Here is a 26,055-nt window from a genome sequence, read left to right on the forward strand (position 1 = left end):
TCTGAGAATGGAGTAAGGAAATCGGCGCCGTTGCCACGGGCGGTCTCCGTACTGTCATGTGGCTATGATCTAAGCGACCGGATGATTCCCATTCATCAGGAAGGCAATAATATGGACGGCACGCGCGCCGGGACTCGTCCTTTCGATATCGAGGCTATTCGTCGAGAGATGGCCGACGATTTCGATGAAGAACTCGAGATGGAGCTCGAAGACGAGCGCCTCGAGCAGCTCGCTAGCGAAATCGATGCCAAGTCTCGTCCGCCCACCATGGACCGGAAGGTCTATTTCCGCGAGCTGTTCCGCCTGCAACACGAGCTGGTTCGTCTCCAGGATTGGGTGCAGACCCAGGAGCTCCGGGTGGTCGTGATCTTCGAGGGGCGGGATTCGGCCGGCAAGGGCGGCGCGATCAAGCGGATCACCCAGCGGCTCAACCCGCGCGTCTGCCGCGTGGCCGCGCTTCCGGCTCCGAACGAACGCGAGCGCACGCAATGGTATTTCCAGCGCTACGTGGCGCATCTACCGGCGGGCGGCGAGATCGTGCTGTTCGACCGCTCCTGGTACAATCGCGCCGGCGTCGAGCGCGTGATGGGGTTCTGCACCCCGGACCAGTACGAAGAGTTCTTCCAGTCCGCGCCCGAATTCGAGCGCATGCTGGTCCGGTCAGGCATCATCGTGCTGAAATACTGGTTCTCGATCACCGACGAGGAGCAGGAGCTGCGCTTCAACATGCGCATCCACGATCCCCTGAAACAGTGGAAGCTCTCGCCGATGGACGTCGAGTCCCGTCGTCGCTGGGAGGATTACACCAAGGCGAAAGAAGTGATGCTCGCCCGTACGCACATCCCGGAGGCGCCGTGGTGGGTTGTCGAGGCCGTGGACAAGAAGAAGGCCCGCCTCAACTGCATCAGCCATCTCCTCACGCAGATCCCCTACGGCGAGGTGGAACACCCGCCGGTGCACCTGCCCGAGCGCATGCGCCACGAGGATTATGCCCGCCAGCCGGTGCCGCAGGAGATGTTCGTCCCGTCGCTCTTCTGACCGTGTCGGCGGGCCATGCCGGGCGCCGACGCTCGGCTGGCCGCGGTTGCCCAAAGCGGCCGGGATGGGCAAGACCTGTATCGGACGGGCCGATCCTCGGCCGGCATGGGAACCCCGCATGAGCGCCACCGACGAGATCCTGTTCGACACTGATGCGGTGGGAATCGCCCGCATCGTCCTCAACCGCCCGCAGGCGCGCAACGCCTTGACCTTCGCGATGTACCAGGGCCTCATCGACCTGTGCGGGCGGATCGAGGCGGACGAGCGGATCAAGGTCCTCGTCATCACCGGCGCCGGCGAGAAGGCCTTCGCCGCCGGCACCGACATCGCGCAGTTCCGGGGCTTCTCCAGTGCGGAGGATGCTCTCGGCTACGAACGCTTCATGGACAGGGTCCTCGGCGCACTCGAGCGTCTTCGCGTGCCCGTCATCGCCGCCATCGCCGGCGCCTGCACCGGCGGCGGGGCCGCCATCGCCGCCTCCTGCGACCTGCGCATCGCCACGCGCGACGCCCGGTTCGGGTTTCCCATCGCGCGGACCCTGGGCAATTGCCTGTCGATGTCCAACCTGCGGCGCCTGTCCAGCCTCATCGGTCCCGCGCGGGTGAAGGACATGATCTTCACGGCCCGTCTGTTCGGCGCGGAGGAGGCGCTCTCGGCCGGCCTCGTCGGTGAGGTGGTGGAAGATGCCGCCGCCCTCGCCGTGAGGGCGACGGAACTCGCGACGCAGCTCGCCGGCCATGCTCCGCTGACCCTGCGGGCCACCAAGGAAGGGCTGCGCCGGCTCGCCGCCGAAGAGGAAGTCACCGCGCGCCCGGACGATGACCTCATCCTGATGTGCTACACCAGCGCCGATTTCCGCGAGGGCATGGAGGCCTTCCTGGCCAAGCGTCCGCCGGACTGGACCGGCCGGTAAGGCGCTCCTCGAACATCGCCGCCGCCATGCGGATGTGGGCGGCGTGACACACCGGGCGGGGAAAGCCCCCGGTCGCCCCGCTCCCTCGGCTCGGTTGCAGCCCTGTCATGCTCTCCGTGATAGAGCACGGGCAGGGGGCGGTCGCCCTGGGACACGCTTTCTCCGAGGAATGATGCTCCGCTCGTTTCCTCTGGCGACCGCCGCAGCCCTGATATCGGGCCTTGCCGCTTCGGGAGCTTGTGCTCAGACCGCCGCCGAGACCGCGGCCCGGCAGGCGCGTCTGGCCCTGGAAGGCCTCGACATCGGGTCGCCCCGCGGCGCCGGCGGTGATCCGCAGACGTCGGTGGCGCAGTCGGTGGCGTCGGCCAAGCCTTCGGCCAACCTCAACACCTCGATCCAGGACCAGCTCGGCCCCTATGGCGATCCCTACGGCCTGCGCTCGTTCCTGAAGACCAAAGGCATCGAGTACAGCCTCACCTATATCGGCGAGAGCCTCGGCAACGCGACGGGTGGCGCGCGGCGCGGCGCCATTGTCGAGGGACGCCTCGACGTCCAGTTCGATGCCGACTTAGAAAAGCTGGCGGGCTGGCAGGGGGCGGCGTTCCACACCAACCTCTACCTCATCCATGGTACCGGCCTGTCGCGCTACTACGTCAACAATTTCATCACCGCGAGCGCCATCGAGGCATTGCCGTCCTCGCGGCTCTACGAGCTCTGGCTCGAGCAGAAGCTGTTCGACGGACAATTCGGACTGAAAGTGGGTCAGATCGCGGCCGATACCGAGTTCGCGGTGAGCCAGACCGGTACGCTGTTCATCAACTCCACCTTCGGCTGGCCCAACATCATGGCCGAGGTGCTGCCGAGCGGCGGGCCGATCTATCCCCTGGCGGTGCCGGCGATCCGCGCGAAATACGTGCCCAGCGAGAATTTCTCCCTGCAGATCGGCATCTTCGACGGCGATCCGGCGGGGCCCTACCCCAGTGATCTCGATCCGCAGCGCCGCAACCGCACCGGCACGAATTTCCGCACCAACGATCCCGCCCTGATCATCGCGGAAGCCGCCTACGCCTACAACATCGCGCAAGGCGATGTCGGCGATCCCGGCACGGTGACGCTGGGGGGCTGGCACCATTTCGGGCGGTTCGACAGCCAGCGCTTCGACACGGCCGGGCGATCGCTGGCCGATCCGTCCACCACCGGCATCGCCCGGCGCTTCCGCGGCGACAGCGGCCTCTACGGCATCATCGACCAGACCATCTACCGCGAACCCGACGATCCGAACGACGGCGCCAGCGTGTTCCTGCGCCTCTCCGGGGCGCCCTCCGACCGCAACATCGTGGATTTCTACGCCGATGCCGGCCTCGCCTATAAGGGCCTCTTCAAGGGACGCTCCGACGACACGATCGGTGTTGCCTTCGCCATCGCGCGGATTTCGGACTCCGCGCGCGGCTTGGATACCGACGCGATCCTGCTGGCCGGGGCCAGCATGCCCCGACGCAGCAGCGAGGCGGTCCTCGAAGCGACCTACCAGGCCGTCCTCGGACCGGGCGTGACGGTGCAGCCGGACGTCCAGTACGTGTTCCGTCCGAGCGGCGGTGTGCCCAACCCGCGCGACCCCAACGGCGCCCGCATCAAGAACGCCGCCGTGTTCGGCCTGCGGGCTACGGTGCGTTACTGAGAGACGCCGATAGCGCCGGTGCGCCTCGGGATGAGGCAAGGATGGGTGACCGGCTTCGGCTCACCGAGCGCACGTTCGTCTTCGACATTGACGGAATCGATATGGCTTATCGATCATATCTGTTTGATGAATGGTGCGTCGCAAAATATATCCCTCTCATGAAACGGGGCATCGGCCCCGAAACACCTGAGGGATCATCGTCATGACCATTCGTAGCCTTGTCCTCGCCGCTCTCGCCTCCGCCACCCTGGTCGGTACCGCGACCGCCGACGAGCGCATCACCATCACTCCCACTCTCTACCGTGAGCAGGCCCGCGTCACGGCCGCCGTGCGTCCGGCCTCCGAGCTGACAACCACCCCGTCCCTGACCTCGCGTGCTCCCGCGACCCGACGCATCGTCGCCGAGATCCTCAACCCCGCGACCCGCTAAGGTGGCTCCCTTGAGCGGGGCCGAAGCATAAGCACGCATCAGCGCTCCATGGGTTCGTCCCATGGAGCGCTTTGCTTATCGACCATGCCGGTCTCGGGCACTCAGGCGCTCGCCTGGCTCACGAACTTCGTCGTCAGATAGGCCTCGATCGCCTCCGAGCCGCCCTCGCTCCCGTAGCCGGAATCCTTGATGCCGCCGAAGGGGGTTTCGGGGAAGGCGAGGCCGTGATGGTTGATGCCGAGCATGCCGCTTTCGACCCGGGCGGCGATCTCCGTCGCGCGGGCGGCCGAGCGCGTATAGGCGTAGGCGGCCAGACCATAGGGCAGCCGGTTCGCCTCGGCGAAGGCGGCTTCGTCGTCGGAGAAGCGCTGGACCAGGGCCACGGGGCCGAACGGCTCTTCGTTCATGATCCGCGCGGTGAGCGGGGTCTCAGCGAGCACGGTCGGTTCGAAGAAATGGCCGCGGTTGCCGAGACGCTTGCCGCCGGTGCGGAGTTCCGCGCCCTGCGCCACGGCATCGGCCACGAGGGATTCCATCGCCTCGCGCCGGCGGGCATGGATCAGCGGCCCCATCTGGGTCTCGGGATCGAGCCCGTCGCCGACCCTGATGCCCTCTGCATGCGCCACGAAACCCTCGACGAAGCGGTCGTAGACGGACTCATGGACGAGGAAGCGGGTCGGCGCGACGCAGACCTGCCCGGCATTGCGGAACTTGTTGGCGCCGAGCACTGAGACGGCTTTCTCCACGTCCGCGTCGGCAAAGACCAGGGCAGGGGCGTGGCCGCCGAGCTCCATGGTAACCCGCTTCATGTGGCGCCCGGCCAAAGCCGCAAGCTCCTTGCCCACCACGGTGGAGCCGGTGAACGAGATCTTGGCAATGACCGGATGCGAGATGAGGTAGGACGAGATCTCGGCCGGGTCGCCGAAGACCAGGGACAGCACGTCACCCGGCACTCCCGCATCGAGGAAGGCGCGGACGAGTTCGGCGCAGCTCGCGGGCGTATCCTCCGGTCCCTTCAGGATCACCGAGCAGCCGGTGCAGAGCGCCGCCGAGAGCTTGCGGACGGCCTGGTTGATCGGGAAGTTCCAGGGCGTGAAGGCGGCCACCGGACCCACCGGCTCGCGTAAGGTCATCTGGGTCACGCCCGGCGCGCGGGCGGGGATGATGCGACCGTAGGCGCGTTTTCCTTCCTCGGCGAACCAGTCGATGACGTCGGCGGCGGCAAGAGTCTCCACCCGCGCTTCGGCCAGCGGCTTGCCCTGTTCCAGGGTCATCGTCCGGGCGATGTCGTCGACGCGCGCGCGCAGGTGATCGGCGGCCCGCCGCATCACCTTGGCGCGATCGAAGGCTGCGACCCTGCGCCATTCGGCAAATCCGCGACGGGCGGACTCCAGGGCACGGTCGAGATCGCTGCGCGTCGCCACCGCCACCGTGCCGATGGCGTCGCCGGTCGCGGGGTTGAGAACGGGGATCGTCCGGGCATCGGAACCGGGCGTCCAGGCCCCGGCGATGTGAAGGGCTACGTCCTTAAAGGTCATCGGCGGCTCACGCTCTCGAAGGAGCATGGGTTGTCCGCCCTTCGCGCCAGCGCCGCAACCCTCTGTGCCGCAACCCTCTGGGCTGACCTCAGGCGGCGATGCGGATTCGCGCCTCGTCGGCACCCTTCACCGTCACCGTACCGCCGCGCGTGGCCTGCAGCGTGCCGCCTCGCGGGATCACGATCCAGCCGTCCTTGCAATCGTCGATCGGCTCGGAGACCACCACGAGGCCGGTCTCGGTCTGGCGGTAATAGAGGCTCGGCGGCCGGCCGTCACAAGCCCAGCGATAGGCGGTCAGGGTCTCCCCGTCGGTGACGACGGCGGTGAAGCGCAGGGCCTCGGTGACGCCGGCCGCCTGCATCAGGTCGCGGACCGTGGAGAGGGTTTCGGCCATGGCGCCGATCGGGTCCTCGGCGAGGCCGTTGGCCAGGGCCAGGAGGAAGATCGCCTCGGAATCGGTGGTGCCGCGCCGTGCTTCGTAGAGCGCGTCCGGGATCAGGGCCTCGATCCGCCGCTTGATGCGATGGTAGCCGCCGATCTGGCCGTTATGCATGAACAGGTGCCGGCCATGGGCGAAGGGATGGCAGTTCGCCCGCGTGGTGGCCGTGCCGGTGGAGGCGCGGACATGGGCGAAGAACATCCGCGCGCGGACCTGCTGGCAGAGGTTGACGAGGTTTTCGTCCGACCAGGCCGGGCAGACGTCGCGATATTGGCCCGGATCGGCCCGCTCGCCGTACCAGCCGATGCCGAAACCGTCGCCGTTGGTCTCCGTCTTCGCCTCGGTGGCGTGCAGCGACTGATGCACCAGCGAGTGCGTCGGGGCGCAGACGAGATCGGTCAGAAAGACCGGATCACCGCTATAGGCGAGAAAGCGGCACATGACTGAGCAACAACCCCCTGTTTCGGCACCCCTCCCCGGATCGGGAAACAGAAACCGTTCCATGATCCAGCTTGACGGTCGTTGAACTGTAACATTCGATCTTTCGCGGTGAACAGATCGTTAATGCATTGCAGCATGCCTGAACCTTGTGCGTCTGCGCAGGCGATGCGCAGACGCGCCCGATTTCGTGCATGCCGGGATCATAGACGGTCACCACGCCCGCTTTGAGGCGGTTCCCGAAATTTCGTTGCGGGAGGCGCATGGCCGTGGCGGCGGATGGCACCCTTGCCGATCCCAGCCCGGCGGGGCAGCCTCGGCATCATCGAATCATCGACCGGGCGCACGACGCCCCGCAAGGCCGGCATCGTGCCTGGCCTCATTCCTTGGAAAGTGACCTCATGGATCGCACAATCCGCTCGATCGACGGCGCCGCATCGCGGGCTCAGATCGATGGCCCCGTCGCCCTCGTGGTGGAGGACGATGCGGCGGTCCGCGACCTCGCCACCGCCATTCTCGAAGAGACCGATCTCGACGTCATCGCCTGTGACAGCGCCGAGGCGGCCATCGGCGTCCTGGAGCGCAAGGGACTGAACGTCGCCCTGCTGTTCGCCGATGTGCGCCTCGGTGGGGCCATGGACGGCATAGCCCTGGCGCTGACGGTGGAGCAGCGCTGGCCCGACGTGCGGATGGTCCTGACCTCGGGCTACGACGAGCGCAGCACCGGCCGCCTGCCCGAACAGGCCGTCTACATGCAGAAGCCCTGGCGCGCCCTCGACGTGCTGGTGGAGGCGGAGCACGCTTCCGCTGCCATGGGCATCGCCTGAAACGACACGACGCCCGCGCCGCTTCCGCGGCCGGGCGTCGGGTGAGATCGAAGGACGGCCGGTGCGAGACCGGCCGCTTGGCCTTACGAGGCGACGTTGGTCGAGGGAGCGGCGCTCGGAGCGAAGGGCGAGCCGCCCGGACGACGCGGCGCACCTGCGCCGAAACGGGGCTTCGGCTTCGGAGCGGCGATCAGACCCTCACGGATGGCGGTCTTGCGGGCCTGCTTGCGGGCGCGGCGCACGGCCTCGGCCTTCTCGCGTGCCTTGCGCACGGAGGGCTTCTCGTAGGCCTTGCGCTGCTTCATCTCGCGGAAGATGCCCTCGCGCTGCATCTTCTTCTTGAGAACGCGGAGTGCCTGGTCGACGTTGTTGTCGCGAACGAGTACCTGCAACGGACTTGATCCTTTAGAGACGTATGTTTGTCGGACGGCGCCCTCTCCGAACGCCCCCGCCTGTCCGACGAGGGCAAACCGCCAATAGCCCCATGCCCTGTATCGCTCCAGGGAGGGACCTGTGTGTGACGGTCTCGAATCGACGCTGAAAACTCACTTGGGGCAGGCTCATACACCAAGCGGACACGAGTTCCAACCGCTGTCGGCTAAATCCTGAGCCGGACCCGCATCCTCATGCGTGCGACTGGATGAAGTTTCGCACGAGCGGGTAGGTCTGCCCCTCCCACTTGCGACCGGTGAAGACGCCGTAATGGCCGACGCCCGCCTGGAGATGGTGGCTCTTCATGTGGGGGGCGAGGCTGCTGCAGAGATCGTGCGCCGCCATGGTCTGGCCGACCGCGCAGATGTCGTCCCGCTCGCCCTCCACGGTCATCAGCGCGGTACGGCGGATGGAGCGCATGTCGATGGGGTTGCCGCGATAGGTCAGCTCGTTCTTGGCGAGGGTGTAATCCTGGAACACTGTCCGGACGGTCTCGATGTAGAACTCCGCGGCGAGGTCGAGGACGGCGAAATACTCGTCGTAGAAGGTCTCGATTTGGTTGGCCTTGTCGGTCTCGCCGTTGGCGAAGTGCCAGAACAGGTCGGCATGGCTCTGCTGGTGGCGCTTGGCATTCATCGAGACGAAGGCCGAGACCTGCATGAATCCGGGATAGACCCGTCGACCCGCCCCCGCATGGCGCTTGGGCACGGTGGCGATGAGATTCTTCTCGAACCACGCGATCGGCTTCGAGGTGGCGAGCTTGTTCACCGAGGTGGGGCTGATGCGGCAATCCACCGGCCCGGCCATGAGCGTCATGCTGCGCGGAGGTGCGATGTCCCTCGACTGGGCCATGACGGCGGCGGCGGCGAGCGCCTGCACCGCCGGCTGGCAGACCGCCACCACGTGCGAGCCCTCGCCCATCGCGCCGAGGAACTGCACCAGGTGATCCACGTAATCGTCGAAGCCGAACGGGCCGTCGGCCAATGGCACGTCGCGGGCATTGTGCCAGTCGGTGATGTAGACGTCGTGGTCGGCGAGCAGGGTGCGCACCGTGCCGCGCAGCAACGTGGCGAAATGGCCCGAGAGCGGCGCCACCACGAGCACCTTGGGCTGCTCGGTATCGATGTCCTTCCTGAAGCGCAGCAGCGTCCCGAACGGGGTCGAGAACGTCGCCTCCTCGGTGACCGGAACCTCGCGGTTGCCGACCCGGATGCTGTCGATGCCGAAGGCGGGGCGGGCGAAGGTCAGCCCGGCGCGCATCATCATCCGGGCGCCGGCCGACCACCAGTTCATCGGCGCCGCGTTCCCGGATCCGACCCAGGGCGATACGGCATCGTGGACGAGCTTGCCCCAGGAGCGGGTGCGCTGGGCCAGGTCGGACTGCACTTCGAAGGCATCGTAGAGCATGAAGCTCGAACTCCTGCGCGAACGATCGGATAGCGAACCATTCGCTTCGTCGTGCACGACCGCCGGATCGTCTCCGGACGGTCGTTTACGGCCCGCTAGGCTGGGCCACGGTTGCGCGCAACGCAATCGGCTCAAAGTACGATCTGTAATAAATGTTGTGAGAATGCACCACTGTTCCATCCCCGTAACAGGAAAGGTTTATCTCTTGCCGTGGGGGGGCGGCACCGCGCGGCACGAGACTTGGATGTCCCTTGCGCATCCCGGGCCGAGAACTCCATGGACATTCGGGGACAACGACAACAGGGGATGGACATGCCGGTCGCCACGCTCACGATCTCGAGCCGGAACTACTCCTCGTGGTCGCTCCGGGGATGGCTGGTCTGCCGCATGGCGGGGCTCGATTTCGAGACCGAAGTCCTGCCCGGCGACGACGCATCCACGCGGGCCGAATTACTGCACCTGTCGCCGTCCTTCCTCGTGCCCCGCCTGGTCCATGGCGAGATCGAGGTCTGGGATACCCTGGCCCTCTCCCAGTATCTCAACGAGACCTATCCCGATGCGGGCTTCCTGCCGAAGGATCCCGTGGCCCGGGCGCGCTGCCGCTCGATCTCGGGCGAGATGCATGGCGGGTTCATCAACCTGCGCTCGGCGCTGCCGATGAACCTCCGGGCCCGCCACACCGATTTCAAGATCTTCAACGGAGCCCGGGGCGATATCGAGCGGGTCATCACGATCGTCGAGGATTGCCTGTCGCGCTACGACGGCCCGTTTCTGTTCGGGACACGCCCGAGCCTGGCCGATGCCATGTTCGCGCCGGTCTGCACCCGGTTCCAGACCTACGGCGTCCCGCTGCCCGGCAAGGTCGCCGCCTATCGCGACACCATCCTCGCCTGGCCGCTGATGGTGGAGTGGACCGAGGCGGCCGCTGCCGAGCCCGACGAGATCGAAGAACTCGACATGGAGTTCTGAGAGACCGTCCCCGGCGCGCTTGCACCGGGGACGCATCACCTTCAGGTGTTGAAGTCGAACAACAGGGCGCTGCTCGAAGCGCTGGATTCTTTTGCGCCGGAGGCGGCGTAGCCGGACGCGCTGGCCTGGGAGGCCTGGAGCGTCGTCATGAAGCTCTCCAGAAGCTCGCTGACGCTGGCCGATGTCTCGCTCGAGGTTGAAGCGCTCTGCGTCTCGTCGTCGGAGGGCGGGGGGCCGAGCGGGCGTGCGCCGGCCCCCGCCGCGCCGCCGGTTCCTCCCTTACCCGGTGCATTGGCCTCGAACAGCGATTTCAGGGTCTCGGCCTGATCGTCGGTGAGGCTGCCGCTCGAGACCTGATCGTCGATCAGACTGCTGATCTTGTCCTGGATCTGCGACGGGTCGAGGCGGGTACGCGTGCTGCCGGTCGAAGCGGAGCCGCCGCTCTTCAGGCTCGCATCGATCGAATGTAGGGCACTGGAGAGAGCGGTGCCGTCGGTGGCGCTGATGCTGCCCGTCGAGACTTCGCTGCCGATGGCCTGCGCGACCGGATTGCCTTTGGGCGGCGGCGGACGCTGGGCCTGGAACAGGGCGGAGGTCTGGGTGGAACTGACGGATGTCATGGCGCGGTCGCCTCGGTCGCATGCCGTCGCGTGGGGCCGGCGACGGGTGTCCAGAAAGCGATGCCCGAGGTTAATCGGACCTTGCCCGCAGCCGGCACGAGAGTTTCCCGATGTTTCCGCCCCGCGCTCCGAAACATTCGGATGCCAAAATCATCGCGTGGCCGGTGCGACGGCCCCATGGTTCGGCGATGGAGCCGCGCGCGGCGGCGCTCCCTGAGCGACGGCGAGGGGCAGGTCGATGCGGGCCACGAGGCCACGGGGCGCCTTGGTCGACAGGGTCAGCCGGCCGCCATGCCCCTCGACGATGGCGAGCACGATCGAGAGGCCGAGGCCGAAACCGCTGGCCTCGTCGAGGTTCCGGGCCCGGTCGCCGCGCACGAAGGGCTGCATCATGGCGTCGCGCTCGGCCTCCGGAATACCGGGGCCGTCATCGGACACTTCCAGTGCCACCCCCTGTTCGGACGGATGCATCGTCAGCCGCGCCGAGCCGCCATACTTCACCGCGTTGTCCACCAGGTTGACGATGGCCCGCTGGAGATCGTCCGCCCGGCCGCGCACGAGGACGTGGCGCGTCTGCTCCAGGCGCACGTCGGCGCCGACATCGGTGAAGCCGTCGCACACGGTCTGGACCACCGAGGCGAGGTCGACGAGGCTGTGCGCGCCGCCCGCCTGTCCGTCCCGGACGAAGGACAGGGCGGCTTCCACCAATCCGTTCATCTGGTCGAGGTCGCGCAGCGTCATGGTGCGGGCGTGGTCGTCCTCGATGAACTCGGCCCGCAGGCGCAGGCGGGTGATCGGGGTGCGCAGATCGTGGCTGATCGCCGCCAGCATCTGGGTCCGGTCGTCGATCAGGCGGCGGACGCGCCCGCGCATGGTGTCGAGGGCGCGCGAGACCGCCATCACCTCCTTCGGGCCGTTCCGGGGCAGGGCCACGAGGTTCATGCCCGTGCCGAAGGCCTCGGCGGCCTCGGCGAGCTTCGCCAGCGGCGCGGTCAGGGCCCGCGTCGCCCAGATCGACATGAGGGACAGGGTGATCCCGAGGAGGACGAAGGTGAAGACGATCGGGCCGGGGCCGAAGGGCGACCGGTCGTCGTCCGGCAGGGTGGCCCGGAGGCTCGCCCCCGAGGGCGTCACGATGCCGATGCGGGTGCCGCCTCCTGGCTCCCTCCGGCCCGGCGGCGACAGATCGGTGATCGTGAGCGGCCGGCCGAAACCCTCGCGCATGCGCCGGACCATGGGATGGTCCGGCCGCCCGTTCCGGGTGCCGGCGGCGGGAGGTTCCGGCGAGGCCGGGGCCGTTTCGATCTGCAGGGCGGGCAGGCTGCGGGCCGCGTCCTGCAACAGGCGCGGCCGATCCCCCGGCGGAGCGGCATCGAGCAGGCGTACGATGGTGGCCAGCCGGGTCGCGGCCACGCCCGGATGATTGTCCGGGTTCCAGGGTTCGCGCAGCAGCAGGAAGGCGAGGGTCGCCACCGCATGGCTGACGACGATGGCGGCCACGCTGAGCATCGCGATCTGGCCGGCGATGCTGCGGGGCGGATAGCCGACGAGGCGGCGCCACCGGCCCTTCGCGGCCGCGCTCATGATCGCGTCACCGCCGGCGTGAACAGGTAGCCGCCCGAGCGGATGGTGCGGATGATCTCCGGATTGCGCGGATCGGCCTCGATCTTCTGGCGGATGCGGCTGATGAGGACATCGATGCTGCGCTCGAACGGGCCTGCGGCGCGCCCCTGCGTCAGGTCGAGGAGCTGATCGCGCGAGAGCACCCGGCCGGGCCTGAGACAGAGCGCGTGGAGGAGGTCGAACTCCGCGCCCGTGATGGTGATGCGGGCCTCCTCCGGGCTGAGGAGCTGGCGCAGGGACACGTCGAGGGTCCAGTCGAGGAAGCGCAGCCGGCGGGCGCCGTCGTCGCCGGCGGCCTCGGTGCCGGCGCCCCGCCGCAGGATCGCGCGGATGCGGGCGAGGAGCTCGCGCGGGTTGAAGGGCTTGGCGAGGTAGTCGTCCGCGCCGATCTCGAGGCCAATGATCCGGTCGATCTCCTCCGCCTTGGCGGTGAGCATCAGGATCGGGATCGAGGATCCCGCCCGCAGTCGCCGGCACAGGCTCAAGCCGTCCTCGCCCGGCAGCATCAGGTCGAGCACGATGAGGTCGACCCGCGCATCCGCCAGCGCACGGTCCATCTCGCGCCCGTCCCCGGCCAGGCTCACCCGGCATTCGTTCGCGCGCAGGTAGCGCGCCACCAGGGCGCTGATCTCGCGGTCGTCTTCGACCACGAGGATATGGGGCGTGGCGGGATTCGTCTGAGTCATGTCTCGTCCATCCGGTGGCCGTTTATGGCGCGTCGGCGGAGGGATTCGAAGGGGATCGCGAGACCGGAATTGTAAACGTCTGTTTCGGCTCCGTATTCAGGACACGTTCGGTAAATGTTGTCGGCCGAAAGAGTGCGTCCGCGCCGCCTCTACCGCCGGCGAAACCCGAAATAGCCGCCATCGGCGTCGTAGAGCACGTCGAAGCCGTTGAGGAAGCGCAGGCCGGTATTGACGAAGGGCTCCGGGCGGCGGGTGTTGAGGGTCACCTTGTCCGGCGAGAGGGGCGACGTGTCGCCCACGACGATGTCGTAGGCCGCCGCCGGTGCTGCGCCTCGTCCGGGAAAGGCGAAGCCGAGGCGGGTGCCGGGCAGGAATTGGCTCCGGCCGTCGTCATCGACGGCGACGGCACCGTTCACGGCCTCGCCCGGCAGGGTCAGGTACATCACCGACACCCCGGTATCGACGAGCGCCCGGCCGCAGGCACCGGGTGCCTGCCCATTCACCGTGATGCAGACCGGGACACCCTGCCATTCGCCGGGAATGTCCGGGTGCGGATCGAGCTTCACGAAGCGGATGTCGCCGCGCGTATTCGCTCCGGTGAGCCCCACATGGATTCCCGCCCGCGTCACCACATAGCCGCGCCGGGCAGGCCCCCGACCCTCGGGTGCGAGGTTGAGGAGGGGGTTGGTGTCGGGCGTGCTCTGGCTCTGCGCGTCACCCTCCCGCCCGAAGCCAACGCCCATCATCGCGACATGCTCCGGCATCGTCTCGGGCGTACAGGCGCGAGCCGTGTCCGTGCAATCGATCCGCGTCACCGCGAGGACCGGGATCGGCGCGGTGGTGACGCTGGCCTCGTTGCGGCCGACCAGGGTGACCGGCAGCGTCACCCAGCGCCCGATCATGATCCGGCCCGAACTGCTGTAGGTGAGCCGCCCCGGCCGCGAGGGCATCGAGTCGAAGCCGGGGATGCGGCTCGCGGAGACCACGATGCCGGTGGAGCCCGTATCCATCAGCACGGGGCGCACCTCTCCCCCGAAGGACAGGCCGAGACGCGGCGAGCGCGTCATTTCGGCGCCGTCCTCTGCCGCGTTCAGGTAGGAGAGATACGTGCCCTGGCGGAAGCCGTCGTAATCCGGCCTGTCGGTGGCATGGGACGGATGTGCGGCGATTCCCAAAGCGACGATCCCGAATGCGAGTGCGGCAGGCGAGGCGATCTTCGATCGTCCGGCCCTCTTAGGCGCGATGCCGACACGATGCCCACGGCCTCTGCTCATCATCTCGCCCTCCCGAGCGACGAGGAAGCGGCAGCGGGGCCGACCGGATCATCGCCACTCCAACCGTTCTTCGGTCGAGCATGGCAGATCTGCACTTAAGGGACGCTTACAGGGAGGCGACGACGGCCCGGGCCACCGACGCGATGGTGGCGCTGCGCGCCTCTGGCGATGTCCTCGCCCCGGTCAGGTAGACCGTCAGGACGAGGGGAGGCCGGCGCGCCGGCCAGATCACGGCGACGTCGTTGGCGGTGTCGTTCTCCCCCGATCCGGTCTTGTCGCCGATGCGCCAGTCCTTCGGCAGGCCGGCGCGCAACCGCGCATCGCCGGTGCGGCAGCCGACGAGCCAAGCGGTGAGCAGGGCGCGGGAGGCGGGCGAGAGCGCGTCCGCGAGGACGAGGCGCCGGAGCGTTTCCGCCATGGCCAGCGGCGTGGTGGTATCGCGCGGATCGCCGGGGGCGGCCTCGTTGAGATCGGGCTCGGTGCGGTCGAGCCGGCTCGCCTCATCGCCGAACGCGCGGATCCGGGCGGTGAGTCCGGCGGGGCCGCCCATCGTCCCGAGGAGGAGGTTCGCGGCGGTGTTGTCGCTCACCGTGACGGCCGCCTCGCAGAGTTCGGCGATGGTCATGCCCTCGCCCCCCGCCCTCGGCCCGCTCAGGGGCGAATACGGCACGACTTCCCGCGGCTCGTAGCGAAGGCGCCGGTCGAAGCTGTCCTCGCCCCGGTCAACCCGCGCCAGCACGGCGCCGGCAGCGAGGATCTTGAACGTGCTGCATAGGGGGAAGCGCTCGGCGCCGCGATGCGCCGCCTGTGCACCGCTGCCGGTATCGAGAAGCCCGATCCCGAGCCGCCCGCCGCTCGCCTCCTCGATATGTACGAACCGGTCGGCGAGATCCTGGCGGAACGCTCCTTCCGCCCCGACGGCATGTCCCGCGCCGAGCCAGTTCCCCACGGCCCATGCTGCCGCGCCGAGGGTAAATTCGCGTCGCCTGACCATGCATGCCCTCGCCGGGGATCGGGATTCGAGTCCGGCGGATCGTCGCCGAGCAACGCGGCGGCATTACGGTGTCGTCCTGGCCAGCGGAATGGGGCTCCGGCCTGTCCCGCCGTCGATTCCTCGCTTCCGGGCCGGGGGATCGGATTGCCTCGCGGGCCGTCGATTCTTATCTCCTCCTCTCAGGTGCCGGCGCGATGTCCGACGCGGGCCTCGATCTCGGGAGACGACGATGCAAGGCTCTAAGGACGGCGCGGGCCGCGGTTCGAACCGGTTGTTCGACGATTTCGCCCGGTTGATGACCGACGCCGCCGGGGCGGCGCAGGGGGTGAAGCGCGAGGCGGAGACGGTGTTCAAGGCGCAGGTGGAGCGCCTGATCCGCGACATGGACATCGCCTCACGCGAGGAGGTGGACGTCCTGCGCGACCTCGTTTCGGCGCTCCGCAGCCAGAACGATGCCCTCGCCGCCCGCGTCTCGGTGCTCGAAGGCCGCCTCGGCACGCAGGATACGCCCCCTCCGCCGGCGACATCGGTCTGATTCGCCGACGCTGAGTCCGGTCTAAGCTTGTGCACAGGAAGGAACGGTGGAAATCCGCTTTCCTGTTCACCGCTTCTCCGGAGCGCTTTGAAACGCGAGTCCGCCACGGTCTATAGTGAGTGAAGCACTGATTCGCTTCGCCCCCGGACCCGACCTTCGACCCTTAAACTTCTCGCCGACCAAGCTGTGCCTTGCCTATGCGCGGATTCAGCTTGGGAACGGTGACTCGCGAGTGGGATCGATTGTCGTTCACCATTATCGGCGCCCCTTACGGGACGCCAACCTGGACCGCTATGACCCAACTCCACATCGAAGGCCTCGACCGGAACGAGCACCCCCTCGACATCGTCGAGCGGCTCGCCTCCCTTCGCGATTGGATCTTCGACCGGGCCGAGACCGACGAGATGTCGGTGGCCGTGGCCGGCCGCTGGTCCGACTATCACGTTGCCTTCACTTGGATCGAGGACGTGGAGGCCCTCCACGTGGCCAGCGCCTTCGACCTGAAGGTGCCGGCTCACCGCCGCACCGAAATCCTCACCCTCATCTCCCTCGTCAACGAGCAGCTCTGGGTCGGCCATTTCGACTTGTGGTCCACCGATAGCGTGGTGATGTTCCGGCACTCGCTGCTGCTCACGGACGGCGCCGCGCCGACCCAGAGCCAGTGCGCGATGATGCTGAAATCCGCTGTCGATGCCTGCGAACGCTATTATCAGGCGTTCCAGTTCGTGCTCTGGGCGGGCAAGTCCGCCCGGGAATCCCTGGATGCGGTCCTGTTCGAGACCGAAGGCGAGGCGTGACCATCCCGTCTTCCTCCGCCTTGCCCGCGTCCCTCACCCTGGTGGGGGCGGGCAAGATGGGCGGCGCGATGCTGGCGGGCTGGCTCGCGGGGGGACTCGATGCCGCCAGGACCTGCGTCGTCGATCCGCAGGCCTCGCCCGAGATGGTGCGGCTCTGCGGGAGCCACGGCATCGCCCTGAACCCGAGCGACCTGCCGGCCAACGACGCGCTGATCCTCGCGATCAAGCCGCAAGGGCTGGAAGGCGCTGCCGGTCTCCTCGACGGATTGATCGCACCCCATACGCTCGTGGTCTCGATCCTGGCGGGCAAGACCATCGCCGACCTGCGCCGCCGCCTGCCCTCCGCCCGCGCTATCGTCCGGGCGATGCCGAACCTTCCGGCGAGCATCGGCCGCGGCGTCACCGGAGCGGTGGCGAGCGCCGACGTATCCTCCGATCAGCGTGATCAGGCCGATACGCTGCTGAAGGGCGTCGGCGCGGTGGAATGGCTCGACGACGAGGCGCTCATCGACGCGCTCACGGCGGTGTCCGGTTCCGGCCCGGCCTATGTCTTCCTCCTGGCCGAGGCCATGGCGGAGGCGGGCGTGGCCGCCGGCTTGTCCGCCGACATGGCCGCGCGGCTCGCCCGCGCCACGGTGGCGGGGGCCGGGGCGCTCCTGTCCACCAGCCCCTACGAGGCGGGACAGTTGCGGCACGACGTGACCTCGCCCGGCGGCACCACGGCGGCGGCCCTGGCCGTGCTCATGCGCGAGGGTGGTGTGCCGGACCTGATGCGTGAGGCGGTCGCCGCGGCGGCGGTGCGGGCCGGCGAACTCTCCGGCTGAGCGTCCCCCGAAAGTGCCTTTCGCAAATCTCCGGCTGCGCCGTCGTGCTCCGAGCGTGAGCCGACGGTGATCGGGAGTTTTGCGAGGCACTCTAACCGATCCGCCTGCGCAACCTACATGGTAGGGAACAGACACGAGGATCGAACGACCATGGCCAACACCACAGGTGCGAAGCCCAAGGGCGGTAATGAGACCGGCGGCAACGAGACCGGCGGAACCGAGATCGCTGCCGCCGCCCCGCAGCAATCCCCGCGCGAGGCGGTCGTCGAGGCCCTGATGCGGCTCGCCGCCGTACAGCCCTGGAACGACATCGAGATCGGCGATATCGCCCGCGAGGCCGGCCTGTCCCTCGCCGAGTTCCGCGAGCTGTTCCCATCGAAAGGAGCCGTGCTCGGCGGCCTGTCACGAATCATCGACCGCACGGTGCTGGAGGGCGATTCCTCCGACCTCGCCGAGGAGCCCACCCGCGAGCGCCTGTTCGACGTGCTCATGCGGCGCCTCGATGCGATGACCCCCTATAAGGACGCCCTGCGCCGGATTTCTTATGCGTTGCGCGGCGACCCGCTCTCCCTCGTGGCACTCAACGGCGTGGCACTGAACTCGCACCGCTTCATGCTGGCGGCCGCCGGCATCGACACCGAGGGGCCGCTCGGCCGGCTTAAACTTCAGGGCGTGGTCATCGCCTTCGCTCGCACGGTGGAAGTCTGGCTGGACGACGACGATCCGGCCCTGGCGCGGACCATGGCGCGCCTCGACAAGGAGATCCGCAACGGCGAGCGCTTCATGGAGCGCGCCGACGACGCCCGCCGCCTCACTGCGCCGTTCCGTGCGCTGGGCCGTTCGCTCCTCGATCGCGGCGCCCGCCAGCGTCGGGGCAAGCGGCCCGAGGACGAGGTCGACCAGCAGACGGTGTGACCCGACGAGAAACGTTTCCCTCCCCCTCTGCGGGGGAGGGTGGTCGCGGAGCGACCGGGAGAGGGGCAGTGCCATCTCCGGAGAGGTCGTCCCCTCTCCCGCCTGCTCCGCAGGCACCCTCTCCCGCAGAGGTTACGGCATTCAAACATCTTGCGGGATGCGGGGGCTCCCTCTCCTTCCAGGAGAGGGAGCCCCCGCGCCTCATGGCGAACCCGCTTGGATCGAGCGAACAGCCGTCGAGCAGATGTGTGAATCCGGTAGCCCGCAGAGGGGTGAGGGTGGATTGAGCCCGAACGAAAAAGGGCCGCCCCATCGGGCGGCCCTTTCCTTCTTGAGTTCGGTCGATCAGCCGCCGATGCGGTTGGCGAGAACGGCCGAGTGACCGTGCTGGTTGGCGATGTAGGGCAGCGCCTGGTTGGCGAACTCGCGGCCCTGGGCATTGTCGCCGTTGCGCGAGTAGGACTCGTAGAGGCCGAGGGTGCGGGCATCCGAGCGGGCCTGCTGCTGCACGAAGGTCCGGTCGAAATCGCGGCCGGTGGGGGCGTTCTTCAGGCGGTCGATGCGGGCCTGACCCTCGGGGCCGATGGCGACGCGACGGCCGGGCTCGCCAGGAGTGTTGTCGATGATGCCGACGCCGCCGAGGACGCCGCCGACGATCTTCGAGGCGATGGTGGCCGAGATCGTCACCGGCGCGAGGACGACGCCGACCGGGTTGTCGAAGCGGGTCTCGAAGGGCTGGCTGTCGGAGACGACGGTGCCGCCGGCGGTCAGCGAGGTGCCCTCGGGCAGCAGCGCCTTGGTGGTGGCCTCACGCTCGACCAACACGTTCTTGGCGTAGTTGCGGACGTTCGGGTTGCGCGAACGCTCAAGGGCGATGCGGCTCGACTCGATGCTCACGGCATCCGAGCGCAGGGCGGCGGCGCGGAACGAGGAGGTGTCGCGGGCCTCGGGGGCGTTGGCGTCGAACTGGGGGGCGACGCGGATGCCGAGGGGCTCCTGGGCCAGGGCCGGGGTCGTGATCGCCGCGACGGTGAAGCCGAGGGCGGCGAGAAGCTTGGTGTTGATCATGGCGGAGGTTGTCCTCACACGCCTTTACGGCGTTTGGTTGAACGAACGTTTCGTCCGGCATGAACGTTTCGTTAACAGGGCGGTTCCCGCGTGAGGGGTATGGCAGTGGTGCGGCGCAGCATGCTTCACCAGTTTGTGATTCGGCATGTGCCGTAGATGCGAGACACGGGCGGGGTCCGAATCCCGTCCGCGGACCTTATCCGGAGGTGCCCGCGTCGGGCCTCCAAGGCGGGCTTCAGAACCCACATGCGAATTGGAGGGCTCCGCTTCGGGATCAGGTGAGCGAGCAGGACGACGTCAATGCGCCTCCTCCCAGTTCCCCGCCGCCTGCGCCTCCACCACCAGCGGCACGCGCAAGGTCAGCGCCGGGGCAGGCGCCTCGACCATCACCCGGCGGATCACGGGCAGGGCCTTCTCCACCTCGTCCTCGGGTGCCTCGAACACCAGCTCGTCGTGCACCTGCAGCAGCATGGTCACGTTGAGCTTCTCCGCGCGCAACGCCTGCTCCATCCGGGTCATGGCCCGGCGGATGATGTCGGCGGCCGAGCCCTGGATCGGGGCGTTGATGGCTTGGCGCTCGACGCTCGCCCGCTCGTTCGGGTTGTTGGAGCGGATCTGCGGATAGTGGCAGACACGGCCGAACAGGGTGGTGACGTAGCCGAGATCCCGGCAGAGCTTCTTGGTGTCGTCGATATAGGCGCGGATGCCGGGGAAGCGCTCGAAATACTGCTTGATGAAGGCGGAGGCCTCCTCGCGGCCGATGCCGAGGCGGTCGGCCAATCCGAAGGCCGAGATGCCGTAGATGATGCCGAAATTGATGGTCTTGGCGCGCCGGCGCAAGTCCGAGGTCATGTCCTTCAGGGGCACTCCGAACATGGCGCTGGCGGTGGCCGCGTGGATGTCGACGCCGTCCTCGAAGGCCTGGCGCAGCTGCGGGATGTCGGCGATGTGGGCGAGGATGCGCAGCTCGATCTGGCTGTAATCGGCCGAGATGAGCTTCCTGCCCTCGGGCGCCACGAAGGCGCGGCGGATGCGGCGGCCCTCTTCGGTGCGGATCGGGATGTTCTGCAGGTTCGGCTCGGAGGAGGAGAGCCGGCCGGTGGTGGTGGCGGCCAGCGAGAACGAGGTGTGGACCCGGTCGGTCTCCCGGTCGGCGTGCTGCTGGAGCGAATCCGTGTAGGTCGATTTCAGCTTGGCGAGCTGGCGCCATTCCAAAATCTTCTTCGGCAGTTCGTGGCCGGCCTGGGCCAGTTCCTCCAGCAGGGTCGCGGGCGTGGCCCATTGGCCGGACGGCGTCTTCTTGGCGCCGGGCAGGCCCATCTTGCCGAACAGGATGTCGCCGATTTGCTTCGGCGAGGAGACTTGGAAGCGCTCGCCGGCATCCTCCTGGATCTCTTCCTCCAGCCGCACCAGGATCTGCGAGAAATCGCCCGAGAGCCGGCTCAGCATGTTGCGGTCGACGCGGATGCCCGCCGCTTCCATCCGGGCGATGACCGGGATGAGGGGACGCTCCAGGGTCTCGTAGACCGTGACCCGGTGCTCGGCGACGAGGCGCGGCTTCATCATCCGCCACAGGCGCAGGGTGACGTCCGCATCCTCGGCGGCGTAGGCGGTGGCCCTGTCGAGCGGCACCTTGTCGAAGGTGATCTTGGCCTTGCCGGTGCCGGCCACGTCCGAGAAGCTGATCGGCTGGTGGCCGAGATGGCGGCGGGCGAGCTCGTCCATGCCATGCCCGCCCTTGCCGGCATCGAGCACGTAGGAGATCAGCATCGTGTCGTCGAAGGGGGCGATCTCGATGGCGACGCTCTGGCGCCGGAACACCAGCCAGTCGTACTTGATGTTCTGGCCGACCTTCAGAACGCCCGGATCTTCGAGGAGCGGCTTCAAGGCCGTCAAGGCGGCATCGATCGGGATCTGTCCGCCGACCGGGCTGAACTGCCCCGTGGCCGCCTTGGCATCGCCGAACAGGTCGCCCGCCTCGGATGCCGCCACCGGCTCCTGATGGGCCAGCGGAATGTACGCCGCCCGCCCCGGCGCCACCGCAAGGGACACGCCCACGAGGGCGGCGTTGTTGGCGTCGAGGGAGTCGGTCTCGGTATCCACCGCCACCACCCCGGCCTCGCGCGCCTCGGCGATCCAGGCCTCCAACTGGCCGAGATTGGTGATCGTCTCGTAGGCCGTGGTGTCGATGGGGTTGGTCCCCTCCGCCGCGCGGATGGCGACGAGGGAGGAGGGCGTCGCCTCGACGGGGCCACGCGGTGTCCGCCCGCCCTCCGGCAGGTTCAGGTTCGCGAAGGGGTCGACCTCGCCGCCTTCCGTCGCTCCTTCGAACGGGGGCGCCTCGGTGCCCACCGAGCCTGGCAGCAGAGCCGGGTCGGGCTTCACCGCCTCGGGGTCCACATGCAGCATCGACGCGATGCGGCGGGTGAGCGTGTTGAACTCCATCGCCTTGAGGAAGCCGACGAGCTTCTGCGGGTCGGGCGCGGGCAGGCGCAGGTCGTCGAGGGCCACGGGGAGCGGCACGTCCTCCACCAGCGCCACCAGCCGGCGCGAGAGCTTGGCCTGGTCGATGCTGGCGAGCAGGGTCTCGCGGCGCTTGGGCTGCTTGATCTCGCCCGCCCGCTCCAGCAGCGCGTCGAGGCTGCCGTATTCCTTGATCAGCGCCGCCGCCGTCTTGAGGCCGATGCCGGGCACGCCGGGCACGTTGTCGGACGTGTCGCCGATGAGCGCCAGGGCGTCGCCGATCTGGTTCGGCTGCAGGCCCTCCCATTTGGCGATGATGGCGTCGAGGTCGAGGTTGCGCTCGGGCCGGTGGCCGGGCTTGCCCTTCACGCCGGATTCGAAATCGTAGAACCGCACCAGCGGCCCGACCAGCTGCATCAGGTCCTTGTCGGAGGAGACGATGATGACGCCCGCCCCCCGCGCCTCGGCCTGGCGCGAATAGGTGGCGATGAGGTCGTCGGCCTCGTAGCGTTCGAGCTCGATGGGCTGCAGGCCGAAGGCACGCACGGCCTCGCGCATCAGCGGCATCTGGCGCTTGAGGTCGTCGGGCGCGTCGGGGCGGTGGCCCTTGTAGTCGGGGAACAGCTCCTTGCGGAACGAACCCTCCGACTTGTCGAACACGATGGCCAGATGTGTCGGCTTAATCCCCGCCGCGCCGTCCTGAACGAACTGGGCGATCTTGGTGCAGAACAGCCGCACCGCCCCCGTGGGCAGGCCGTCCGAGGGCCGGGTGTTGTACTTCTGGTCTTGGTTGATCGACTGGAAGTAGGCGCGGAAGATGAAGGACGACCCGTCCACCAGGATAATCTGATCGCCGGGGCCGACGGGGGCGGAAGCGCTGGTCGTCATCAGGCGGCAATGTCTCGCGAAGGATGCTTCAGGTCGCCCGCTCTCACGGGGCCGGCGGCCTGCTCAGTTCGGCGCGGCAGGCCTCGATGATCTCGGTCAGCTGGTCGTGGACGGTCTTCCAGACGTTGTCCAGCGCCAGCCGGTGATAGGCATGTCGATAGAAGTCGCCGGCGTCGGCGATGTCGCATCAGGTTATTCGGGGATGTCGCGCCTTGGTTTCCGCCCTGAGGCGCCTGCTCGCTTCGGAGATGATCTCCAGGCAGCGGACGACGGCATAGTTGGTGCGCTGATCGGCCTCGAAAGCCGCGAAGGTCATCCCGGCCGTGAAGTCGAGAGCAGCCCCGGCATTCTCGACGATGGTCTCGCAAGCCTCGCGCTCGCGCTCAGAAGGCGGGAATGGCATCCCGTTCCACCCGCGCCCGGACACGCTCCTTCAAGGTTCTGCGGTTCGCCACATCCACCGCCACCGGGAACAGGTCGTCGATGAAGTTGCAGAGACCGACATAGCCGTAGACGTCGAGCCTAAGACCCTCGTCGAGGTCGATGACGATGTCGACATCGCTACCGGGATGGGTATCGCCGCGCGCGACGGAGCCGAACAGAGCGGCGTGGCGGACGCCGCGCCGCTGCAACTCGCCTTCATGGGCGCGAAGAATGTCGATGGCCGTCCGGGAATCCATCTCGCTATGGTAAGCGCAAGACCATCGCTTGCTGAAGTGGCATTGGAGCGGTCGCTCGCCGATACGGGTGGAAGCGTCGCATGCGGGAACGGCGGTTTCCGGGGTCGCGTTTCAGCCTCGTCCTCCACAGCTTCGGATTCCCGCCGCATGATCACGGTCCGCCGTTCGACCTGTCTCGCCCTGACCCTCGCCCTCTCCGCCGCCCCGCTGCCAGTCCTTGCTCAGGCGCTCCAGAATCCCGGCACTGCGACGATCGAGGCGCATGTCGTCAAGGCCGCTCCGCTGGAGGCGACGCCGGAGCGGATCGCCGCCCTGAAGCTGCCCCCGGGGTTCACGATTGAAGCCTTCGCCCGCGATCTCGGCGCGCCGCGCGTCATCGTCGTGGCCCCCGACGGGGCGCTCTATGTCAGCGACCGCGATGCCGGCACGGTCACCCGGATCGATGCGGCCGACCCGGCCAAGCGGCAGGTCGTCCTGAAGAAGCCGGACGTGCACGGCCTCGCCATCCATGACGGCACCCTGTTCTACGTGACGGTGAAGGAGATCTTCTCCGCGCCGATGAAGGCGGACGGCAGCCTCGGCCCCGAGACGAGGCTCGTCTCCGACCTGCCCGATGCCGGCCAGCACCCCAACCGCACCATCGGCTTCGGGCCGGACGGCTGGCTCTATGCGAGCCTCGGCTCCACCTGCAACGAGTGCGAGGAGCGCAACCCCGAGAACGCCACCATGGTGCGGATGAAGCCGGACGGGTCGGGCCGGGAGATCGTCGCCTCGGGCCTACGCAACACCATCGGCTTCGCCTGGGAGCCCGGGACCAAGGCCCTCTACGGCTGGGACGACGGCGTCGACTGGCTCGGCAACGACGAGACGCCGGAGGAGCTGAACAAGATCGAGGCGGGCAAGAAATACGGCTGGCCCTACATCTTCGGCGCCGGGATCAAGAATCTCTACCGCGAAGTCCCGAAGAGCTCCCTGGAGCAGTGGGACAAGGACAGCGAACGGCCGGTCCTCACCTGGACGGCACACGCCTCCTCGATGCAGTTCGCCTTCTATGACGGCGCGCAATTCCCGGCCGAGTACAAGGGCGACGCCTTCGTTACGATGCACGGCTCGTGGAACCGCAAGCCGCCGAGCGGCTACGAGGTGCTGCGCGTGCATTTCGAGAAGGGCCGGCCGACGACGATCACGCCGTTCGTCTCGGGCTTCCTCACCGAGGGCGGCCCGAGCGGCTGGTCGCGCTTCGCCCGGCCCTTCGGCCTGGCGGTGGCCAAGGACGGAAGCCTCTATCTCGGTGACGACCAGCACGGGATCGTCTACCGGATCAGCTACAAGGGCTGATCCGGCCGAGGGGACACGTGGGTGCCGCTCAGGGCGCGGCGCCCACCGTATCGGCCATGCGGGCATCGCGGGTGCCGAGCGGCTGTTCCCGTCCCACGGTGGTGTCGATCTCGGTCTGGTGCTCCATCTCGGCGTTGATCTCGGCGCCGAGGAGAACGATCGTGGTCGAGATCCAGATCCAAGTCATGAAACCGACGACGGCGCCGAGGGAGCCATAGGTCTCGTTGTACTTGCCGAAATTGGAGACGTACCAGGAGAAGCCCAACGAGCCCGCGAGCCAGAGCACGCCGGCAATGGCGCTGCCCCAGGTGACCCAGCGCCAGCGCGGCGCGTCCCGGCTCGGACCGTAGCGGTAGAGCAGGGCGAGACCGGCCAGCACCGCCAGCAGCAGCACCGGCCAGCGCAGGAGCGAGATGTACCAGGCCTCCGCGCTGAGACCGACGACGTTGATCACCGCCGGCACCACGACGATGCCCACCAGCGCCAGGACGATGAACAGTAAGGCGCCCGCGGTGAAGCCGAGCGAGCGCAGGTTGAGCCAGAAGAAGTTCCGGGTCTCACGCTCCTCGTAGACGATGTTGAGGGCCTGGAAGACCGCCTTCATCCCGCCATTGGCGCTCCAGATCGAGAGGCCGAGGCCGGTGAAGAAGGTCAGGCCCAGGGTGGTGTCACCCTTTTCCGCGATGCGCTTCACCTGCTCGCCGATGATGTCGAGGGCACCGGAGGGGACGACGCCCTGGAGCGTCCGGAGATGGTCGTTGATGGTGGCGACATCCGCCACCAGCCCGTAGCAGGAGACCAGCGCCGCGATGGCCGGGAAGATCGCCAGGAGGACGTAGAAGGTCACCCCCGCCGCCACCGAGACGAGGTTGTTCTCGCCGACATCGTGGAAGACCCGCAGCCCGATATCCTTCCAGCCCTTGGCCGGGATTTCCGAGGGCTTGGATGCTTGCCGCCCGCGTTCGGTCTCTGTCCTGGCAACGTGCTTGGCATCCATTCCCTCATGGGAGGGGGAGGGCTCGCTCGTGCGCGGGGCGGATGGAGACGGGTCCGACAATGACCCGGACGAGGATGGCCGCGTGCCCTTCCTCGGCAGGACGACGAGACCGACGAGCGCGGTCACGAGCCCCAGCGTCCATAGGGTGGAGCCCGCTTGTTCAGGGCCCGCCGCTCCCGCCGGTTCGTGATGTGGTTCGGCCATCGGCGGTTCGTCCTACGGGGCGAGAAGTGAATACAATCCC

25 protein-coding genes are annotated in these 26,055 nt (G+C 68.0%); 11 read left to right on the forward strand and 14 right to left on the reverse strand.

The window, feature by feature from the left end; genetic code table 11:
• Nucleotides 1-111 precede the first annotated feature (111 nt).
• The 4 genes from ppk2 (at nt 112) to K368_RS0106415 (ending at nt 4,059) form a co-directional block, all read left to right on the forward strand.
• Complete coding sequence (ppk2, locus tag K368_RS0106400; RefSeq protein WP_027171678.1) at nt 112-1,038, forward strand: polyphosphate kinase 2; 927 nt, start codon at nt 112-114, stop codon at nt 1,036-1,038.
• A 118-nt stretch (nt 1,039-1,156) separates the two neighbouring features.
• Complete coding sequence (locus tag K368_RS0106405) at nt 1,157-1,951, forward strand: enoyl-CoA hydratase/isomerase family protein (RefSeq protein WP_027171679.1); 795 nt, start codon at nt 1,157-1,159, stop codon at nt 1,949-1,951.
• Between the two features lie 169 nt (nt 1,952-2,120).
• A complete protein-coding gene (locus K368_RS0106410; RefSeq protein ID WP_027171680.1) occupies nt 2,121-3,629 on the forward strand; it encodes a carbohydrate porin in 1,509 nt (502 codons plus the stop codon).
• 202 nt (nt 3,630-3,831) lie between these two features.
• Entirely contained in the window at nt 3,832-4,059 is a 228-nt protein-coding gene (locus tag K368_RS0106415) for a hypothetical protein (protein ID WP_027171681.1), read from the forward strand.
• Between the two features lie 101 nt (nt 4,060-4,160).
• On the opposite strand, the gene K368_RS0106420 is transcribed toward K368_RS0106415, so the two are convergent.
• Both K368_RS0106420 and K368_RS0106425 read right to left on the reverse strand, forming a co-directional pair.
• Nucleotides 4,161-5,597 (reverse strand): NAD-dependent succinate-semialdehyde dehydrogenase, encoded by a 1,437-nt coding sequence (locus K368_RS0106420; RefSeq protein ID WP_027171682.1) that lies wholly within the window; start codon nt 5,595-5,597, stop codon nt 4,161-4,163.
• A gap of 88 nt (nt 5,598-5,685) precedes the next feature.
• A complete protein-coding gene (locus K368_RS0106425) occupies nt 5,686-6,477 on the reverse strand; it encodes a class II glutamine amidotransferase (RefSeq protein ID WP_027171683.1) in 792 nt (263 codons plus the stop codon).
• Nucleotides 6,478-6,875: 398 nt separating this feature from the next.
• On the opposite strand from K368_RS0106425, the gene K368_RS0106430 reads away from it, so the two are divergent.
• Entirely contained in the window at nt 6,876-7,301 is a 426-nt protein-coding gene (locus K368_RS0106430) for a response regulator (RefSeq protein ID WP_051440013.1), read from the forward strand.
• An 83-nt stretch (nt 7,302-7,384) separates the two neighbouring features.
• Here the strand turns inward: K368_RS0106430 and rpsU are convergent, their stop codons facing one another.
• Nucleotides 7,385-7,693 (reverse strand): 30S ribosomal protein S21, encoded by a 309-nt coding sequence (gene rpsU / locus K368_RS0106435; RefSeq protein WP_018045519.1) that lies wholly within the window; start codon nt 7,691-7,693, stop codon nt 7,385-7,387.
• Between the two features lie 232 nt (nt 7,694-7,925).
• Nucleotides 7,926-9,140 (reverse strand): polyhydroxyalkanoate depolymerase, encoded by a 1,215-nt coding sequence (phaZ, locus tag K368_RS0106440; protein ID WP_027171685.1) that lies wholly within the window; start codon nt 9,138-9,140, stop codon nt 7,926-7,928.
• Nucleotides 9,141-9,452: 312 nt separating this feature from the next.
• On the opposite strand from phaZ, the gene K368_RS0106445 reads away from it, so the two are divergent.
• Entirely contained in the window at nt 9,453-10,109 is a 657-nt protein-coding gene (locus tag K368_RS0106445) for a glutathione S-transferase family protein (protein ID WP_027171686.1), read from the forward strand.
• A gap of 41 nt (nt 10,110-10,150) precedes the next feature.
• Here K368_RS0106445 and K368_RS0106450 read toward each other — a convergent pair whose 3' ends face one another.
• The 5 genes from K368_RS0106450 to bla form a co-directional block, all read right to left on the reverse strand.
• Nucleotides 10,151-10,729 (reverse strand): hypothetical protein, encoded by a 579-nt coding sequence (locus K368_RS0106450; RefSeq protein ID WP_027171687.1) that lies wholly within the window; start codon nt 10,727-10,729, stop codon nt 10,151-10,153.
• Between the two features lie 150 nt (nt 10,730-10,879).
• Nucleotides 10,880-12,313 carry an ATP-binding protein gene (locus K368_RS0106455; protein ID WP_027171688.1) on the reverse strand — a complete coding sequence of 478 codons (1,434 nt, stop codon included), beginning with the start codon at nt 12,311-12,313 and terminating at the stop codon, nt 10,880-10,882.
• Nucleotides 12,310-13,038 carry a response regulator gene (locus K368_RS0106460; protein ID WP_027171689.1) on the reverse strand — a complete coding sequence of 243 codons (729 nt, stop codon included), beginning with the start codon at nt 13,036-13,038 and terminating at the stop codon, nt 12,310-12,312. The genes K368_RS0106455 and K368_RS0106460 overlap by 4 nt, the downstream gene beginning before the upstream one ends.
• A gap of 149 nt (nt 13,039-13,187) precedes the next feature.
• On the reverse strand, nt 13,188-14,315 hold the full coding sequence (locus K368_RS25505; RefSeq protein WP_027171690.1) for a hypothetical protein: 1,128 nt from the start codon (nt 14,313-14,315) through the stop codon (nt 13,188-13,190).
• Nucleotides 14,316-14,418: 103 nt separating this feature from the next.
• Complete coding sequence (bla, locus tag K368_RS0106470; protein WP_027171691.1) at nt 14,419-15,306, reverse strand: class A beta-lactamase; 888 nt, start codon at nt 15,304-15,306, stop codon at nt 14,419-14,421.
• A 229-nt stretch (nt 15,307-15,535) separates the two neighbouring features.
• Here bla and K368_RS0106475 point away from each other — a divergent pair, with 229 nt between their 5' ends.
• The 4 genes from K368_RS0106475 to K368_RS0106490 all read left to right on the forward strand — a co-directional run bounded on the left by K368_RS0106475 (nt 15,536) and on the right by K368_RS0106490 (nt 18,377).
• Nucleotides 15,536-15,841, forward strand: coding sequence for an accessory factor UbiK family protein (locus tag K368_RS0106475; protein ID WP_027171692.1), 306 nt, complete (start codon nt 15,536-15,538; stop codon nt 15,839-15,841).
• 293 nt (nt 15,842-16,134) lie between these two features.
• The gene (locus K368_RS0106480; RefSeq protein ID WP_018045511.1) at nt 16,135-16,638 is read left to right on the forward strand and encodes a YbjN domain-containing protein; all 504 of its coding nucleotides are present in this window, start codon (nt 16,135-16,137) and stop codon (nt 16,636-16,638) included.
• Entirely contained in the window at nt 16,635-17,462 is an 828-nt protein-coding gene (proC, locus tag K368_RS0106485; RefSeq protein ID WP_027171693.1) for a pyrroline-5-carboxylate reductase, read from the forward strand. The genes K368_RS0106480 and proC overlap by 4 nt, the downstream gene beginning before the upstream one ends.
• 150 nt (nt 17,463-17,612) lie before the next feature.
• Nucleotides 17,613-18,377, forward strand: a complete 765-nt coding sequence (locus tag K368_RS0106490) for a TetR family transcriptional regulator (protein WP_027171694.1) — start codon at nt 17,613-17,615, stop codon at nt 18,375-18,377.
• Nucleotides 18,378-18,722: 345 nt separating this feature from the next.
• Here the strand turns inward: K368_RS0106490 and K368_RS0106495 are convergent, their stop codons facing one another.
• The 4 genes from K368_RS0106495 to K368_RS0106510 all read right to left on the reverse strand — a co-directional run bounded on the left by K368_RS0106495 (nt 18,723) and on the right by K368_RS0106510 (nt 23,476).
• Nucleotides 18,723-19,445, reverse strand: coding sequence for a DUF4142 domain-containing protein (locus K368_RS0106495; RefSeq protein WP_036266021.1), 723 nt, complete (start codon nt 19,443-19,445; stop codon nt 18,723-18,725).
• A gap of 297 nt (nt 19,446-19,742) precedes the next feature.
• A complete protein-coding gene (gene polA, locus K368_RS0106500) occupies nt 19,743-22,796 on the reverse strand; it encodes a DNA polymerase I (protein ID WP_027171696.1) in 3,054 nt (1,017 codons plus the stop codon).
• Between the two features lie 187 nt (nt 22,797-22,983).
• Nucleotides 22,984-23,199, reverse strand: a complete 216-nt coding sequence (locus K368_RS27295; protein ID WP_245259520.1) for a HepT-like ribonuclease domain-containing protein — start codon at nt 23,197-23,199, stop codon at nt 22,984-22,986.
• Nucleotides 23,180-23,476, reverse strand: coding sequence for a nucleotidyltransferase (locus K368_RS0106510; protein ID WP_027171697.1), 297 nt, complete (start codon nt 23,474-23,476; stop codon nt 23,180-23,182). Before K368_RS0106510 ends, K368_RS27295 begins: the two co-directional genes overlap by 20 nt.
• A gap of 147 nt (nt 23,477-23,623) precedes the next feature.
• Between K368_RS0106510 and K368_RS0106515 the strand changes: the two genes are divergently transcribed.
• Nucleotides 23,624-24,814 carry a PQQ-dependent sugar dehydrogenase gene (locus tag K368_RS0106515; RefSeq protein WP_027171698.1) on the forward strand — a complete coding sequence of 397 codons (1,191 nt, stop codon included), beginning with the start codon at nt 23,624-23,626 and terminating at the stop codon, nt 24,812-24,814.
• A 28-nt stretch (nt 24,815-24,842) separates the two neighbouring features.
• Here K368_RS0106515 and K368_RS0106520 read toward each other — a convergent pair whose 3' ends face one another.
• Nucleotides 24,843-26,015: a YihY/virulence factor BrkB family protein gene (locus K368_RS0106520; RefSeq protein WP_027171699.1), complete on the reverse strand. Its 1,173-nt coding sequence runs from the start codon at nt 26,013-26,015 to the stop codon at nt 24,843-24,845.
• Nucleotides 26,016-26,055: the final 40 nt, after the last annotated feature.

It is taken from the genome of Methylobacterium sp. 10, from assembly GCF_000519085.1.
Classification (GTDB): domain Bacteria; phylum Pseudomonadota; class Alphaproteobacteria; order Rhizobiales; family Beijerinckiaceae; genus Methylobacterium.

Excerpts from the sequence above, each read along its gene's own strand:
- ppk2 (WP_027171678.1), top strand. The coding sequence starts at position 112 with ATGGACGGCACGCGCGCCGGGACTCGTCCTTTCGATATCGAGGCTATT.
- K368_RS0106405 (WP_027171679.1), top strand. The coding sequence starts at position 1,157 with ATGAGCGCCACCGACGAGATCCTGTTCGACACTGATGCGGTGGGAATC.
- K368_RS0106410 (WP_027171680.1), top strand. The coding sequence starts at position 2,121 with ATGATGCTCCGCTCGTTTCCTCTGGCGACCGCCGCAGCCCTGATATCG.
- K368_RS0106415 (WP_027171681.1), top strand. The coding sequence starts at position 3,832 with ATGACCATTCGTAGCCTTGTCCTCGCCGCTCTCGCCTCCGCCACCCTG.
- K368_RS0106420 (WP_027171682.1), bottom strand. The coding sequence starts at position 5,597 with ATGACCTTTAAGGACGTAGCCCTTCACATCGCCGGGGCCTGGACGCCC.
- K368_RS0106425 (WP_027171683.1), bottom strand. The coding sequence starts at position 6,477 with ATGTGCCGCTTTCTCGCCTATAGCGGTGATCCGGTCTTTCTGACCGAT.
- K368_RS0106430 (WP_051440013.1), top strand. The coding sequence starts at position 6,876 with ATGGATCGCACAATCCGCTCGATCGACGGCGCCGCATCGCGGGCTCAG.
- phaZ (WP_027171685.1), bottom strand. The coding sequence starts at position 9,140 with ATGCTCTACGATGCCTTCGAAGTGCAGTCCGACCTGGCCCAGCGCACC.
- K368_RS0106445 (WP_027171686.1), top strand. The coding sequence starts at position 9,453 with ATGCCGGTCGCCACGCTCACGATCTCGAGCCGGAACTACTCCTCGTGG.
- K368_RS0106450 (WP_027171687.1), bottom strand. The coding sequence starts at position 10,729 with ATGACATCCGTCAGTTCCACCCAGACCTCCGCCCTGTTCCAGGCCCAG.
- K368_RS0106455 (WP_027171688.1), bottom strand. The coding sequence starts at position 12,313 with ATGAGCGCGGCCGCGAAGGGCCGGTGGCGCCGCCTCGTCGGCTATCCG.
- K368_RS0106460 (WP_027171689.1), bottom strand. The coding sequence starts at position 13,038 with ATGACTCAGACGAATCCCGCCACGCCCCATATCCTCGTGGTCGAAGAC.
- K368_RS25505 (WP_027171690.1), bottom strand. The coding sequence starts at position 14,315 with ATGATGAGCAGAGGCCGTGGGCATCGTGTCGGCATCGCGCCTAAGAGG.
- bla (WP_027171691.1), bottom strand. The coding sequence starts at position 15,306 with ATGGTCAGGCGACGCGAATTTACCCTCGGCGCGGCAGCATGGGCCGTG.
- K368_RS0106475 (WP_027171692.1), top strand. The coding sequence starts at position 15,536 with ATGCAAGGCTCTAAGGACGGCGCGGGCCGCGGTTCGAACCGGTTGTTC.
- K368_RS0106480 (WP_018045511.1), top strand. The coding sequence starts at position 16,135 with ATGACCCAACTCCACATCGAAGGCCTCGACCGGAACGAGCACCCCCTC.
- K368_RS0106490 (WP_027171694.1), top strand. The coding sequence starts at position 17,613 with ATGGCCAACACCACAGGTGCGAAGCCCAAGGGCGGTAATGAGACCGGC.
- K368_RS0106495 (WP_036266021.1), bottom strand. The coding sequence starts at position 19,445 with ATGATCAACACCAAGCTTCTCGCCGCCCTCGGCTTCACCGTCGCGGCG.
- polA (WP_027171696.1), bottom strand. The coding sequence starts at position 22,796 with ATGACGACCAGCGCTTCCGCCCCCGTCGGCCCCGGCGATCAGATTATC.
- K368_RS27295 (WP_245259520.1), bottom strand. The coding sequence starts at position 23,199 with ATGCCATTCCCGCCTTCTGAGCGCGAGCGCGAGGCTTGCGAGACCATC.
- K368_RS0106510 (WP_027171697.1), bottom strand. The coding sequence starts at position 23,476 with ATGGATTCCCGGACGGCCATCGACATTCTTCGCGCCCATGAAGGCGAG.
- K368_RS0106515 (WP_027171698.1), top strand. The coding sequence starts at position 23,624 with ATGATCACGGTCCGCCGTTCGACCTGTCTCGCCCTGACCCTCGCCCTC.
- K368_RS0106520 (WP_027171699.1), bottom strand. The coding sequence starts at position 26,015 with ATGGCCGAACCACATCACGAACCGGCGGGAGCGGCGGGCCCTGAACAA.